The 16477-nt window shown below is 54.3% G+C and carries 7 protein-coding genes; 4 read left to right on the top strand and 3 right to left on the bottom strand.

The annotated features are described in order from the left end of the window. Positions 1-5 precede the first annotated feature (5 nt). Positions 6-905, bottom strand: coding sequence for a glycosyltransferase family 2 protein (locus KIH39_RS24005; RefSeq protein WP_213496252.1), 900 nt, complete (start codon positions 903-905; stop codon positions 6-8). Then, a complete protein-coding gene (locus KIH39_RS24000; RefSeq protein ID WP_213496250.1) occupies positions 829-2058 on the bottom strand; it encodes a glycosyltransferase family 4 protein in 1230 nt (409 codons plus the stop codon). Before KIH39_RS24000 ends, KIH39_RS24005 begins: the two co-directional genes overlap by 77 nt. A gap of 99 nt (positions 2059-2157) precedes the next feature. On the opposite strand from KIH39_RS24000, the gene KIH39_RS23995 reads away from it, so the two are divergent. Beyond that, positions 2158-3402 (top strand): glycosyltransferase, encoded by a 1245-nt coding sequence (locus tag KIH39_RS23995; protein WP_213496249.1) that lies wholly within the window; start codon positions 2158-2160, stop codon positions 3400-3402. A gap of 2022 nt (positions 3403-5424) precedes the next feature. Here KIH39_RS23995 and KIH39_RS23990 read toward each other — a convergent pair. Continuing rightward, positions 5425-8070: a hybrid sensor histidine kinase/response regulator gene (locus KIH39_RS23990; RefSeq protein ID WP_213496247.1), complete on the bottom strand. Its 2646-nt coding sequence runs from the start codon at positions 8068-8070 to the stop codon at positions 5425-5427. A gap of 317 nt (positions 8071-8387) precedes the next feature. Between KIH39_RS23990 and KIH39_RS23985 the strand changes: the two genes are divergently transcribed. The 3 genes from KIH39_RS23985 to KIH39_RS23975 are packed head-to-tail and all read left to right on the top strand — an operon-like array spanning position 8388 to position 16477. Next, complete coding sequence (locus tag KIH39_RS23985; protein ID WP_213496245.1) at positions 8388-11474, top strand: PAS domain S-box protein; 3087 nt, start codon at positions 8388-8390, stop codon at positions 11472-11474. Beyond that, on the top strand, positions 11458-11916 hold the full coding sequence (locus tag KIH39_RS23980; protein ID WP_213496243.1) for a response regulator: 459 nt from the start codon (positions 11458-11460) through the stop codon (positions 11914-11916). Before KIH39_RS23985 ends, KIH39_RS23980 begins: the two co-directional genes overlap by 17 nt. Then, positions 11909-16477: a PAS domain S-box protein gene (locus KIH39_RS23975; RefSeq protein WP_213496241.1), complete on the top strand. Its 4569-nt coding sequence runs from the start codon at positions 11909-11911 to the stop codon at positions 16475-16477. Before KIH39_RS23980 ends, KIH39_RS23975 begins: the two co-directional genes overlap by 8 nt.

Below are 16477 nucleotides of genomic sequence, written 5' to 3'. Positions count from 1 at the left end.
ATTCCTTATGCTCCCCGAGGAAGCGGTGGTTTTGCTCCGGTGAGCGAGCCGAACAGAACTTGAGCAGTAACTTTAGCCTGAGCCCATTCGGAGTATCGGGCCGAATGTTTGGCTAATCCCCGAAGAGTCTTGCGGGGAACATCCACCAGGTCCATCATCCAAACCGCGGCCGCTTCCCAGCGGGGCCGGTTGGACCGAAACCAGCGATGTTTTCCATAGCAAAACCAGGCGTGCAGATCGGCCCTTCGAGCGGTATCGGCTCCGCCGCCACTGGCTCCGCCGTGATGTTTCACGGTGGCGCCGGGAACTAATTCCAGTTTCCAGCCGGCTTTTTTCAACTTGGCGGAGAGATCGGCATCTTCCCAGTACATGAAGTAGCTGTCGTCCAGCTTCCCGCCGATCGAATCCAGCGCTTTCTTGCGAATTACCAGAGCGGTGCCGGCCAGCCAGCGATTTTCCAGACTGCCCGGTCGCTTGTTCTTCAGTCGCAGGGCATCGCGAAACATCGATCCCAGGCTGGGAAAATTATGTTCGGCAATCTGCGGCAGACCATCCGGCCCTTCGAGAGCCGGGTGCACCGCGCCGATACTGGGGTCGGCTTCCATGGCCGCGACACATTGGGTCAGAGCGGCGTCGCGAAGTTCCGCATCGGAATTGAACAGGACCACGTAGTCGCCTGTGGCCGCTTTCAAGCCGACATTGTTGCCCGCAGCAAAGCCTAGGTTTTTCTTTTCCGCGAAGAGAGCAACATCAGGAAAATCCTGAGCCACCATTTCCGCCGAACCATCCCGACTGGCGTTGTCGACCACGATCAGCTGAGCGCCCGGCTCATGAGCACGTAGCGAAGTCAGACATTTGCGAAGGTACTCGCGAGTGTTGAAGTTGACGACTATGACTGAGAGCATGCCACTTGTCCGCCTTTCGTACCGTTTCGAAGAGAAATTTTCGATATTTAGCCGCTTGGATATCCCAGGTCCAATCCTGGAGCACTCGCTGCCGGGCCCGAGTTCCCATTTGGGAACGGGTCTCGGGATCGAGCAACTGGCGGAGTCCCTCCGCGACGGATTCGATTTTGGAAGTATCGGTAAAGATTGATGAATCCCCGAGAATCCACTCGGTGCTTTCCGTACGATGCACGACTTGTGCCAAACCGCTCGACGCCGCTTCGAGATAGACGATTCCGAACGATTCATCCTGGCTCATGTGCAGGAAAATGTCGGCCTGGCGATACCATTTCGGCATGTCGTCCTTGCGTACGGATCCCAGCATCAAATGACGGCCCGGCAAAACTTCCTTGAGGAGGTTGGCCACTTCCACCCGCTGCGGGCCATCGCCGGCCAGCACGAGAAATGCATTGGGGATCGCTGCGACCGAGCGAATGCCATCGAGTACGCGCTTCGAAGGAATGAAGGCGCTGACCATCAAAACCGTATGCATTCCGCCGGGAATTCGCGGATCTTTGATAAAAGAAGGATCTTCTTTGCGGGGGATGAAGATCGTGGGATCGACGCCGTTGGGGATCAGCTCCGTCCGGTAGCGATCTTTATGCCGGTCGTAAAATTCCGGCTTGGTGCAAACCAAACCGGAGCAATGGAAGGTGCGATATTCCCGACTCTCAGCCCGGCAGGTCCAATCGCCATTTTGCGTAATGAAAATTGAGCGGGGACCTCCCCGTTTCTCGAGTGCTCGCAAAAACCAGTTGGTAAAAGGAAAAGAACAGTGGATGGCCGCGTCGAAAGATTGGATCTCTTTGCGTTTTCTCAAAATGAGACTCGAAATGAAAGAGAATTCCTCATACTCGTTCTCGCTGCGAAAAATCGGAAAGCGGGGATAGCGTTCGAACTTCTCGCGATTCACCAGCGGGATAGTATGGATCTTCAAATCGGCGGGAACATCACTGCCGCCGCCAAATAATTGCACGTCCAAATCATCGAATTTATTGAGACTTTTCGCTAATTCCAGGAAAGCCGTTTCGGCTCCGCGATGAACTCTTCCCAATCCGGGAAGAATAAATGCTATCTTTAATTGACGTTCGATTTGGGTTGGGATCTCAATCATAACGACCTGCGGTAGAGTTACAAAGTTCGGGATTTTCGATTCGGCATTATCATTGCATATTCAATGCCCGAATTAAAAAACCCCGTAAGAGAGTGCAAAATGCGTGTCTTATACAGCCACTACCTGACCGAAGCTCACCACCCGGCCGCCAAGATGGTTCAGGCGATCAGCGAACGCCTCCGCACCCTCGGACATGAAGTTATAGTTCACGGATCGGACGGACCGTGGAACACTTCGATAGGGGAACTTAGCTCGAATAATGCGGGTAAGCGCAAAAATTTCCTCTCTCGCCTCAAAACTCGCCTCTGGTTCGGTCGAGGAATTGCAACAAATTTTTCTTCGTTAAAAAAAGATCTCGCGGCGGTCCAAGCGGCCCGGCCCGATGTGATTCTCTGCCGCAGCGACCCCTACCGATTCTCCATGCACTGGGCCGCCCGGAAACTCGGCGTGCCCCTGGTTACCTACGTCGATGCCCCGGCGGCCTACGAATGCCGCGGCTTCAGCTCGGACCGCTGGCATCCCCCCGGACTATTGGAAGCGATTGAAAAATGGGGCCTGAAACAGAGCCGGGCCGCCATCACTATCAGCCACCCGGCCAAAACCATTCTGGACAACTACGGAACAAAAGTTCCGGTGCACGCCGTATCCAATGGTGTCGAGTTGAGCCATTTTGCAATTCCCAGCGATGAACAAATCCGGGAACAGAGACAGAAACTGGGGATTACCACTCCGAATGTTGCCGGTTTTCTAGGGACTTTTCAAAGATTTCACGGTGTCGCTTTGCTGGCGGACCTGATCGAGGCCACCACCGAGCGTGAAGATCTGAGCTGGCTACTCATTGGCAGCGGTCCCGAACTGCCCCGGCTCAAGCAGGCGGCCCAGAAGAACCCCCGGGTGATCTTCACTGGTCGCCAGGCTCCCGAGGAGGCCGCCAAATACCTGAGCCTGATGGATGTGATGGTAGCGCCGCACGCCCGGCAGCTGAAACACTTTTACTTCTGCCCGTTAAAAATTCTGGAGTCGATGGCCGCCGGGGCGGTTTGTCTGGCGTCCGATCAGGGGGATATCCCTCTGATCCTGGATCACGGCGACGCCGGGCGGCTGGTTTCGACCAATAATCTGCCCGATTGGAAAGCGGGTTTGTACGAATTATTCGACCATCCCGCAATGCGCACTATTATTCGGCAGAACGCGCGAAGAAGGCTCGTGGAGGAATACACTTGGGAAGCGACTGCTTCCCGGGTGGCGAAGATCCTCGAATCGACCCTCACGGCCGAGGCGATTCGGTCGGAACCCCCTCCGGCCGTTGATTTGCTCGAAGCGAAACTTTGGTGTGTGACATGAAAGAGCATGAGCCCGTGGAAGTTTCCGGAGTGGCCGAAACCACCCCGAAAAAGAAGCCGTTAATATCTCCCCGTATGATCATTGATCTGGTGATCCGGGCAGTCCGTACGCGCATAAAATCGGTTTTGCTCACCTTCGGAATCGGCATCTGCATGGCCCTGGCCATGGGCGCTCTGCTCGGAAAAAAAACCTGGGAAGCCTCCGGCACCCTGCTCTATACACCGTTGCCCGTGCCCGAAAACCAGAAGGGTCTTTACACGCCCCCCGACATGCAGACGCAGGTGTCTCTCATCAAGTCCACGCCGGTACTTACCAGCCTGATCGAAGAATTCCAGCTCACCGTACCGACTTCGCTTTTGGACAAATTGTTCAAAGTCGTCGCGCCGAAATCCACTCAAACCGTTTCGATCAGCTTCCAATGGGCCGAGTCGGACGTGGCCGTGAAAATGACCGATCGTCTGATGCAGCACTTCATCGACCTGCTGCAGAAGCAGCGCATGGAACGGCTGGGACGGTATCTGGAGGATTATGAAATCCGCTTGAAAGAAGGCGCCGACAAGTACCGTAAGGCGAGCGAAGCCTTCGACGCGTTTTTGAAAAGCAATAACCTGGGAGATTCCAAGTCGGAAATGGAACTGATCCAGCGCGAAATGGCCACTTTGCGGGAAGCGAAAACTCACGCCAGTCGGACCGAGCAAACGGTCATCGCTCAGAAGGAACGATTGGTCCGCGAGATCGAGGATTTTAAAAAGCGTTCCGAAGAGGAAGAGGAAAGCGACAAGAAATTCGAAGCGGCCCAGGAATCGCTTACTGACAATCGCCGTCGGCAGGATCGGCTGCGCGAATTGATCGAAGAAGAGAAGAAACGGCAGGAATTTCTCGCGGAATTGACCGTCAAACGTCGGGAATACGAACAGCTGGCCAAACTGCGGGCCACCGGCGCGGTTTCTCGCGTCGAACTCGATGAAGCCGCCAAAAACGTGGAAATTCTCACGTCCAAGCTCACCGACACGGAAAACGTCAAGAAGTGGAAAGAGGAACTGACCAACATCGATGCGATTGTCGTTCCCAAAGGCAAATCCAAGAGTGCCGGTTCGCCGATCATTCAGCAGACGCTTTTCCGCAAGCTGGAATTCGATCTCCAACTGATCGGCCTGCAGAAGGAAATGTTCGAAGTCGATAAAGGCCTGGCCGCGATGAACCGTAGGCAGGAGGAACTGCGCGCCCTCTCGATCAAATCGTACAGCCTGCAGAAAGATATGGAGTCGCTGGATACCGAGCGGAATCGCCTGGCCGAGCAGGTCGCCCTCTTCCAACGGCTGCGCGAGCAGAAATCCTGTGAGTTCACTGTTATTCTGCCCGCCATCAGTAGCCCCTACCCCGTTGCCTCCAGCAAGAAAATCTGGCTGATCATCGGCTTCGGCGTCACAATGATGATCGGCATGGGCTCAATCCTGGGTGAACAGATACTCCTCCTCTACCGGGAAGGTCAGTTTCTGACTTTGAGTTCCGGGATCGATCAACTCACTCAACTTGATACTTTGGGCCTGGATAGCACTCGACGGCTGGCGACCTCGGTACGTCGTTGGCTGCCCGAGTACGGCGTCAGCCTGCTTTGGACCAGCCATCCGGGCCTGCAAGTTACCCGAGATCTGGTACGAAATCTCGCTACGGTCCTGACAGCCCGCAAAGAGAATATTCTGCTTTTGGATTGCCGTCCTTCGATTGAAATACAGAAGGAGGATTGGGCCTCGGAAACGGAATTCAGCGTCGTTCAGATGCCGGCCGATATCCACGCGGACGGATTGGCGACACCGGAAGCCCAAAGTTGGTTCGAAAAGGCGCGAAAAAATTACTCGCTGGTACTGATCCTCGGACCGGATACCACCCAGCCCGCCTTCCTGGAACTGCTCGATCAGTATACCGACGGCATCTGTATCCTCGCCGAGGCGGGCCAATTCCCCAAGGGCTGGAGCGGTGTACTTCGCAATCTCAACAAGAATCTGCAATCGCAGAAACGCCTTATTGTGCTGGCGCCCGCAAAGCCTGCTGGCACACCGTCTCCAGCTCCGCAATCAGATCTCCGAGCAGATCGAATTCCCTTCCTTCGCGATTGGCGTCTTCGATTAACCCGGCGGTTTCAGAAACGTCCTGCAAGTCGTACATAGCGGCCGAGCCGCGAAGGCGGTGAGCCGCATCGCCGATCAGCTTGCGATCCTCTTCTTCCAACCCCTTCTTAAATTCCTTGATCTTGAACATCAGCGAGGCAATGTAGGTATCGCGGAGAGATTTCAAATCCAGTTTAGCCGATTCGCTCACTTGCTCGGGAGACGGGACTACAATTCGCGACGGGCTGGGTAACGCATCGTTATTCTGCCCTTCCTTACGTGACAATCGTCCTAGGAGCTTGACTAGCCTTTCGATGTCGAGAGGTTTGGTGAGATAGCCATCGCAGCCGGCCGCTTTGCATTTTTCCTCATCGCCCGCCATGGCATGGGCCGTCAGCGCGATAATCGGCTTTTTGTAGCCTTTCTGTCGTAGCAGGCTGGCGGCGGCATAGCCATCCATATGCGGCATCTGCATATCCATCAGCACGAAATCAAACTGACCATTGAACGCGGCATTCACAGCTTTTTCGCCATTCTCGGCGAGTTCGACGCTCAGACCCGCCTGCTGCAGAAAGAACCGGATAATGTTCTGATTATCGGGGTTGTCCTCGGCGACCAGCACCCGCAAACGACTCCGAAACTGCGAGGTTCCTTTGGCAGTCGCCCGCAGCGCGGCCGGGTGGGTGTCGCGTGCCGCAGTTTCCTCGTCGACCAGATCGTCGAGATCGGCTTTATCGACCGGCAGAAAGACAGTGAATTTCGATCCTTTGCTCGGCTGACTGGTGACTTCAATCCGGCCGCGCAACGCCACCACCAGACGCTGGCAGATGCTCAGACCCAGCCCGGTACCCCCGAAGCGACGCGTGGTCGAGGCATCGGCTTGTACGAAGGGTTCGAAAAGGCGATCGATCACCTCTTTCGACATACCGACACCTTGATCCTCGACTTCGATGCACAGATGGGTCCGGTCTTCGGAAGCGCTGGCCAGACCGATGCGGAGATTGATGGAACCGCGTTGCGGAGTGAACTTCACCGCATTGGAGAGCAGATTATCCAGAATCTGCCGCAACCGGGTCGGGTCGGAGGTCATGGACCGGGGTAATTGGCCGGTCTGCGAGACGTTGAGTGTAATCTTCTTCTCTTCCGCCTGCACTTCCGCAACTGACACAGCTTCGCCGATAATCCGCCAGAGCCGGCACGGAATCAGTTCCAGCCGCATCTTGCCCGCTTCGATCTTGGTCAAATCCAGAATGTCGTTGATCAGCGACAGCATGTGCCGGCCGTTTCGACTTATGCCGCGAATAATCTGAACCCGTTCCGTGGCATTCAATTTGGGCGACAGCAGCATCTCCGCATAGCCGACGATGGCCCCCATAGGTGTCCGAAATTCGTGGCTCATATTGGCCAGGAAGAGGTTCTTGGTCTGGTTGGCATTTTCCGCTTGAATGATGGCATTCTGCAGATCGGCTTCCGCGGCGGCCTGCTTTGAGGCGGCAATTTTTTGATCGGTGATGTCGCGCAGAAAGCCAATGAAAATCGGCTCTCCCTCCAGTTCGAGCGGCACCACAGTCAATTCCGTGGGGAAGCTTTCTCCGTTTTTACGAATAGCCGGCAGAACATCGTAGAGACGCTGACGAAGGATGTGCGATGTTCCCGTCAGCAGGAAGCGATTCATACCCGCCTGATGCTGTTGGCGATGCGACGTGGGAATGATGATTTCGCTGAAATCCTTCCCCAGAATTTCTTCCCGACTGTAGCCGAAGGTCTTTTCCGCGGCCGGGTTGAATTCGATCACTCTTCCCTTTTTGTCGACTGTAATGATGCAATCCAGAGCGGCATCGATAATCGCCCGGATGCGAGCTTCTCCCTGCTTTAAGAGGTTCTCGGCCCGCTTTCGGGAAATCCCCAGCGCCAGGGCATCGGCGGCCACCTTTAATTCATTGAGAATCGAAGGTGAAAGTGCGCGTTGAGCGAACAGTCCCAGCACGCCCACCAGCGAATCGCCATAGATCAAGGGATGACCGGCAAATGCGACCATGCCCTCGCGGCGAGCCCATTCCGGATCGCTGATTTTTTCGCTATTTGCCAGCTCGTTGGTAAGTAAAGACTGCCGATCTCGGGCGATCTCACCGATTTTAAAGTTCCCCACCGGAATTCGGGCATGCATCCCGTCGAGATGAGTGTAGCGGCCGACGCTGCTCTGCAATTCCAGCATCTGCTCCGCTTCATTCAAAGTCCAGATGCGCACGAATGAGGCCGAGCAATGTTTCAAAATCGCTTCGGAACAGGATTTGAGAATCTCCGGAAGCGAGGCATTTCGGTTCAATTCCAGACCAATCTCGGCTCGCAGATCGGTCACCGTTACTCCGGAAGCGCTAAGTGAGTTGCCAGTTCGAAAGAAAATGAAAAAAGCCGAGGTGAGAACCGCGCCCCCCAGCATCGAAAGAAGCAACGCGAGAAAGTCCGGTTGCTTGAGAGGAAGCAGGGATTGTCCTACTCCCAGGAGCAAAATCGCAATTATTAACAGGAGCAGAAACAAGAGGACTCGCGGAGGTCGCATTATGCTCGATATCCCATGCGAAGGTTCGGGGGCCGTTTGGCGAACAGGATCGCAGGGCTGCTTTCGACCCTGAATTGCAAGTATAGTGCCGAATTAGCTCTCGGTTTTTTAAGCAAAATATTAATTTGATATTTTCGGCCACTCGTTGCATAAACTCTGGTAAATCATCCATTAATAAATAGCACTGAATTTGGACTGGTTTGTTTCCGTAAATTATTGCCGTAAAAGGATTTCGACGAATTCGATTATTTGAACTATATAAACTATAAGCAATCTCTCCCTGGATCGCAAAAACTCTATTCGCGAGCCTGCGATTTATGCCGAAGTCCACCTCAATTAGGGACTCTGTTTCTCCGGATTTATTCAGCCAACTGGTCGCTTCCCTCACCGATCTGGGTGTGGTTTTGGTTTCCGATTCCGGCTCGATCTTGAGTTGGAACCGCGCGGCCCAGCAACTCTTTGGCATTTCCGAAAGTCAGGCCGTCGGACAACCGCTCCCTACGCAGTTGCCAGGAATGACGGCCATCTTCGAAGAATTCCGCAATTCGAAAGACCGCCAGGAAGCCGAATTCTCCTATCAGCGCCGCACGAATACCACGAAGCAGATCTTCGTGAGCCTCCGCCAATTAACTTCCGACGTCATTTCCCTGCAGTTCCGAACTCGCGAAGCGGCCAAAGTGGGCGACGACTCAGAACTTTCGCCATCAATTCCTAAAAGCTCGGAGACTCCATTCGAGTTTAAATCCTTCTATCGATCTTTAGTCGAGACTTCACCAGACGGCTTCTGGCTGATCGACAACCAGAGTCGCTTTTTAGATGTCAACGATGCCTATGTTCGCCTTTCCGGTTATAGCCGGGAAGAACTCCTGGCGATGCCCCCCAGTCAGCTCGAAGCTAAAGAGAACTCCGACGAGATGGCTCAGCATATTGAGAACATTCGAAAACAGGGGTACGATCGCTTCAACACCTTTCATCGAACTAAAGAGGGAAAAATCTGGCCCGTCGAGGTTACGGTTCGCTACTGGCCCGAATCGGGGGGGCGATTTGTGGCGTTTTTCCGCGATCTCACCGATCGCAAGCGCTTTGAAGCTCAGTTGCAAGACTGGGAATTACAATTAAATTCTTCGGATCGCCGACTGGCGGAACTTGTCAAAGGCATGTCCGAGGCCTGCTTCACCCTCGATCGAGAATATCGCTTCACTTTCGTCAATGATGCGTGCGAAAACCTTTTTAAATTTAATCGCGAACAGATGCTGGGAAATAGATTCTGGGAAGTTTTTGCGAAGCTTGTGGGCACCTGGATGGAGCAAGCCTATCGCAAAGCGATGACCGAACAGATTAACGTAAACTTCATCACCTTTTCACCTATTGCCGAACGATGGGTGGACATTCGACTGTTTCCCACGGGGGACGGCCTGGCCGCCTTCGTCCTGGATATCGACGACCGTAAACGGGCCGAAGACTCACTGCGGGCCAGCGAGGCCCGTCATGCGCGCGTCATCCGAGGGGTAAACGATGGCATCTGGGACTGGGAGTTGGGTACGCCAAACGTTTATATGTCGCCGCGCTGGTGCGAGTTGCTGGGCCATGCCGGCGAAGAACTACCCCATCATTTCGATACTTTTCTGGAACGGTTGCATCCCGACGATGTCGAAAAAATGTTTGCGGCCGTCCGGGCCCATCAGGAGACTGGAGCCGAGTACGACATCGAAATTCGGCTGCGGCACCGCTCGGGCGAATACCGCTGGTTCCGTTCCCGCGGCAAGTCGGATCGCCAACCGGGTGAAGGTCCGGCCTATATGGCAGGCTCCATCACCGATATCCACGAGCGAAAAATGGCGGAAGCAGAGATTCGCGAACTCAACGCCAATCTCGAGCTACGAGTTAGGGAACGAACCCAGGAACTGGATGAAGCTCAGCGGCTGGCCCACCTGGGTAGTTGGAGTTGGTTACAGTCGGAGAATCTGATCCAGTGGACTCCGGAACTCTACCGGATCTTCGGTTTGGACTCTCAGAAAGCCCCCCCCTCCTTCGAGGAGCAGGAAAAATACTTCTCCCCCGCCAGCTGGAAGAGAATCACGGAGGCGGTAAACACGGCTTTTACTGAGGGGGTGGGTTACGAACTCGATCTGGAATTCCTCCGACCCGACGGTTCCCCAGGGGTTCTGGTTGCCAAAGGCGAAGCCCAAAGAGATGCGACCGGAAAGATTATCCGGCTGCGCGGCACCGCTCAGGATGTCACGGTCGTTCGTCGAGCGGAAGCGGAAGTTCAACGCATCTCCGAACGGTTACTCCTGGCGACCCATGCAGGAAAAGTGGGTATCTGGGACTGGAACCTGCTCGAGGACCGATTGGATTGGGATGAGTCCATGTATGCCCTCTACGGAATCGCCAAGGAGCAGTTCCAGGGAGCCTATCGCGCCTGGTTGAACGGCGTCCATCCCCAGGATAGGGACCGCGGAAATCGGGAGATTCAGGAAGCCATCCGCGGCGAGAAAGATTTTAATACCGAATTTCGCGTTCTCTGGCCCGACCACTCGGTGCATCACATCCGCGCGCACGGCAAGATTTACAGAGAGAGCTCCGGGCGGGCGGAACGAATGATCGGGACCAATTGGGACATCACGGAGATGAAGCAAAAGGAGGAGGATATTCGAAGGCTGAATGCGAATCTCGTCCGAAAAGCGGCCGAAGTTGAAGCGACCAATAAAGAATTGGAATCCTTCTCCTACTCTGTCTCCCACGATCTTCGCGCTCCGCTCCGAGCCATCGATGGCTACTCCCGGATTCTTCAGGAAGACTATTTGGCTCAACTGCCGGATCCCGCTCGCGAATTCATCCAGGACATCCGAGCCAATACTCAACAGATGGGCCGCTTGATCGACGACCTGCTCGCCTTCTCCCGCTTGAACCGCCATTCGATCAGAAAGCAATTGCTGCCGGCGCACGAATTTGTTCGCGAGTGCTTTGAGGAATTAATTAAAAATAGGCCGGATCAACAGATTAATTTCAAAATTGAACCCTTAACCGAGTTTTATGCGGATCGCTCGCTGCTTAAACAAGTCTTGTTGAATTTGCTTGCTAATGCCCTGAAATTCACCGGCAAAAAAGCCTCGCCGGAAATTACAGTGGGGGAGATTGAGAATGAAATGGAAAATGTCTACTTTATTAAAGATAATGGTGTAGGTTTTGACATGAGATACGCTCACAAACTTTTTGGCGTATTTCAGCGATTGCATCGTCAGGAGGACTACGAAGGCACGGGTGTAGGTCTAGCCATAGTACAGCGCATCATAAACCGCCATAGTGGCAGGGTTTGGGCCGAGGCGACTATTAATGATGGTGCGACTTTCTATTTCTCTCTCCCATTAGAAGGGGCCCGCTCTCATGTCACAGCCGATTGAAATCCTGCTGATCGAAGACAATCCCAATGATGTGAAACTTGCGCTGTACGCCTTTCAAAAATCTAACTTGGCGAATAACGTTCAAGTACTTCGCGATGGTGCGGAGGCGCTGGATTATATCTTCTGCAAAGGGATTTTCGCTCAGCGCGAAGCCACTCACTTACCCAAGGTCATCCTGCTCGATTTGAAACTCCCTCTGGTCGACGGACATGAAATTTTACGACAGATTAAAGCCGATCCCCGAACTCAGATAATTCCCGTGGTGGTGATGACTTCTTCGAAAGAAGACAAAGATTTAATCGAAAGTTACAAACTCGGTGTGAATAGCTACATTCAAAAACCGGTCGATTTCGATCAGTTCACAGAGGTGGTACGGCAACTGGGACTCTACTGGTTAATCGTCAACAAAATGCCCCCTGCGGAGATTATTTCGGATGCTTGAATCCCCACTCAAAATTTTATTGGTGGAAGATAACGCGCAGGACGCCAAGCTGATCAATTACGAACTGCGCCGCGGCGGATTGAATTTTGAAAGCTCGGTGGTGCAGACCGAAGTGGAGTTTCGCGACGAATTGGCCAAAGGTCCGGACGTGGTTCTGTGCGACTGGAATCTGCCTCAATTCGACAGTTATCGGGCTCTCGAAGTTCTTCAGGAAGTGAATCGGGACATTCCATTCATTCTGGTATCCGGCTCCATCGGGGAAGAAGCCGCCGTCTCGATCATCAAAAAAGGGGCTTTCGACTATCTGCTGAAAGACCGTCTGGGCCGGCTGGTTCCTTCCGTCAAGCACGCCCTGGCCACGCACGCCCTCAAAAAAGAGGCGGAACGGGCTTCGGCCGCACTTCGTCAGGCGGAGCTCCTTTTTCGCAGCACTTTCGAGCAGGCCGCTGTGGGCTTGGCGCACGTCTCGCTGTCGGGGAACTGGATCAAAGTGAACGACCGGCTTTTGGAAATCACCGGTTATTCCCGCGAAGAAATGATGCAATTTAATTTTCGGGACATCACTCACCCGGACGATCTCGAAGAGGATATGAAGCAGGTTTGCGCGATCCGGGAAGGAAAAGTCAAATCGGCGCAAATTGAAAAACGCTATATCCGTAAGGACGGCACCCACATCTGGGTGAACCGGACGGGCTCCTTGCAGCGTTCCGAATCGGGCGAACCGCTCTACATGATATCCGTGATTGAAGATATCAATCGGCGGAAAGCAGTGGAAATCGCTCTTCGCGAAACCGCCGAGCAATTCCGGGTAACATTCGAACAGGCCGCCGTGGGCATCACCCATGTCTCTCCCGAAGGTCGATGGCTGCGGGTGAATCAGCGTTTCTGCGAAATCACCGATTATTCCCGTGAGGAGCTGCTGCAGAAGAACTTTCAGGAGATTACCCACCCGGAAGATCTTCCCGTGGATCTGTCTCGCGGCCGACAGCTGCTCGCGGGGGAGATTGCCAATTATCAACTCGAAAAAAGGTACGTTCGCAAAAACGGCTCGTGCACCTGGGTCAACACGACTGTTTCTCTCCGGCGATCGGAGGAAGGAGAACCGCTTTACTTCATCACCGTCGTCGAGGACATCACGCAGCGCAAAAAAACCGAGGCCGCGCTGATTCAAAGCGAAGCCCGGTTGTCGGAAGCCCAGGAGATGGCCCGCATCGGCTCCTGGCACTACGATCCGCTGAAAGACGAGATCACCGAATTTTCCGATGTCATGTTCGAGCTGTACGGTCTGGATGATCTGTCGAAATGCACGATGGAAACGCTTCTCGATTCAGTGCATCCGGAAGACCGGACGAGAATGCGACAATCCCTGCAAAAGCTTCACGAAGGTCTCGACGAAATCGTCGAAGATGTCCGGCTGGTGCATCCCGACGGCAACCAACTCTGGGTTCAGTACCATGCGCGAGCCATCCGAGATAAGGATGGCAAACTCATCCGCATCGAAGGCGTCGATCAGGATATAACGGAACGCAAACTGGCCGAGGACGCTTTACGCAAAAGCGAGAAGCGCTTCCGCGAACTGGCCGATGCCATACCTCAAATTGTCTGGGAAGCTCGGTCGGATGGTGCCGTCAACAGCTTCAACAAACGGGCGGAAGAGTACTTTGGGTTAAAGAGCAGCGAACTGCTGGGCTGGGCCTGGACGAATCTGGTGCATCCCGATGATCGTTCGCGAACTCTGGAACTCTGGCAACAGACCATCCACTCCGTCACACCCCAGGATCTCGAGTTTCGCCTTCTCCGCAAAGATAAGCTGTATCGCTGGCACATCGCGCGACAGGTACCGATCCACGACAATTACGGACAGATAGAAGGCTGGTACGGCACCTGCACCGACATCGAAGATCTCAAACAGGCCCTCAATGAACTTCGCGAAGAGCGAGATCGATTCCTGAAAATTGCCAGGAGCGTCCCCGGCGCACTGGTCTCGTTCCGCATCTCCCAGGAAGGTAAAGCCTCTCTCCCTTATGTCAGTCCCGGGTTTGAAAATATCTTCGGCCTCAGCCACGATCAGGTCAAAGATAATGCCGATCCGTTCTTTGCGATTTTTCACCCGAACGATCTGGAGTGGATACCGGAAAGCCTCACCAAATCTTCGCGAACTTTAACGCCCTGGTTCGGACAGTTCCGCGCTAACAATCCCAAACGCGGGGAAATCTGGGTCGAATCGCGATCGATGCCGACGCTGCAGGAAGACGGCAGTACTCTCTGGCACGGTGTCGTCACAGATATTACCGAACGCAAGCAGGCCGAAGTCGAACAGCAGAAGTTGATCTCGCTCATTCAGCATAGCAAGGAGTTTATTTCCATTGCCGATCTGAATGGGAAAATCACTTTCATCAATGCCGGGGGTCGCCGCATGGTGGGGCTCGGCGAACACGACGATATCTCCAACCTCCATTTCTCGGATTATCTCGACCCGCCCTGGCGGGAGTTCATGAGGCAAACGGTTATCCCGACCGCCTTGGAAAATGGCCTCTGGGAAGGGGAAATGCAGATGAAAAATCTGCACACGGGAGCCAGTATCGATGTCTTCCGTTCCATTTTTCTGATTCGGGACGCCACCGGAAGACCGGGTTGGTATGCCAACGTCACAGTGAACATCACCGACCGCAAGCGCAGCGAAAGGCTCATCCGGGACAGCGAAGAGAAATACCGTCGGCTGGTCGATGTGCTGCCCGATGCCCTATTCACTCATTCCAACGGGAAAATCAATTTCTGCAATCCCGCGTTCGTGAAACTCATGGGCGCCCAAAATGAAGATCAACTCCTGGGTGTGGATCCGCTGAGCATCGTTCATACCGAACACAGAGATTTGATCTCCCATCGAATTTCCCTGATGCGAAACACCGGGGAATCTTTGAATGGCATCGAGATCCGCATCGTTCGCCGGGATGGCCGGTCGGTCCTCGTTCATTCCGTCGGGTCCCCCCTGCCCGATCCAGTGAACGATTCCTACGTAGTCGCTCTCACCGATCTCTCGGAACGGGAGCGGACGCTCGATCTGCTCCATTCCGTGCAAATGAGCGTGAGCGATGCGATTATCACCATCGATGCCTGGGGGACCATCCATACCGTCAATGCCTCATTCACGCGGCTTTTCGGTTATGGTCAGCAGGAAGTCATCGGCAAACATCTCCGCGAATTCATTCCCGAAGCCCTTGAAGCCGAAATCTTCACCCTCGACGGCCGGCCCCCCCGAACGGAAAAATCGCTCGGCGTCAATCGGGAATTACAGGCCCACCGCAAAGATGGCCTGCAGTTCCCGGTCGAAATCACCCTGACGCATTTTCAACTGGATGGAGAATTGCATTTCACCTGCGTCATTCGCGATATCTCCTCGCGCAAACGGCTCGAAGAGCAGTTTCAGCAGGCGCAGAAAATGGAAGCCGTCGGCCGACTGGCGGGCGGCATCGCCCACGATTTCAATAATCTGCTAACTGTCATCAACGGCTTCAGCGAAATACTGCTAGAGGAATACCCCGGTTCCTCCATGGGTCGCGAACCGCTTGCCGCCATTCGCGATGCCGGGGAACGTGCCGCGGGACTGACGGCCCAGCTCCTGGCTTTCAGCCGTAAGGCCATAATAGAGCCCAAGATCCTGGATCTGAATCAAGTCGTCGATTCCGTCAGCCGCCTGCTGCGAAGACTCATCGGCGAAGATATCCGACTGGAAAGCCATCTCGACTCCAAGACTTCGCTGGTCAAAATCGATCCCGGGCAGTTGGAACAGGTTTTGATGAACCTGGCCGTGAATGCTCGCGATGCCATGCCGGAGGGGGGCCGCCTGACAATCGAGACGGCTCATCTGGAAATCGAAGACAGTGCTTTCAACCTGGCCATGGAATGCCCGCCGGGATCCTACGTTCAACTCTCGGTTTCCGACACCGGCGTCGGCATGAGCGATGAAGTGAAAAAGCGAATTTTCGAGCCCTTTTTCACTACCAAGGGGCTGGGGAAAGGAACCGGGCTGGGACTCGCCATGGTCTACGGCATCATCCATCAGGCCGGGGGAGCGATTGAGGTCGAAAGCAAAGTCGGTTTTGGCACTCAATTCAAAATCCTTTTCCCGAGAATCTCAAAAACGGACTCCCAGGAAAATTCCGTCGATAACCACGGGGTACCGCGCGGCCAGGAAACCATCCTGCTCGCCGAAGACGAGGAAGCCGTGCGACGGCTGACCACGACGGCACTCTCGATGCTCGGCTACAAAATTCTCCAGGCCGATTCCGGTCGAACAGCTATTGAAATGGCCGAGAGTTATCCGGGGACAATCGATTTACTTCTGACCGATGTGGTGATGCCGGAACTGGGTGGTCGAATGCTGGCCGATGCGGTTCGCAAGCTACGGCCGAACGTGCGCGTACTCTACATGAGCGGCTACATGGATGATGCCGTGGTCCGCCAGGGAATTGAAACCTCCAAGGACGCCTTCATCCAGAAGCCGTTGACGCAGTCGACTCTCGCCAAAAAAGTACGCCTCGTACTGGATGCGGAAAGCTAA

Source organism: Telmatocola sphagniphila, assembly GCF_018398935.1.
Lineage (GTDB): Bacteria > Planctomycetota > Planctomycetia > Gemmatales > Gemmataceae > Telmatocola > Telmatocola sphagniphila.
The sequence above is the reverse complement of the archived record's forward strand: the minus strand, read 5'-3'. Positions and strand labels throughout refer to the sequence as shown.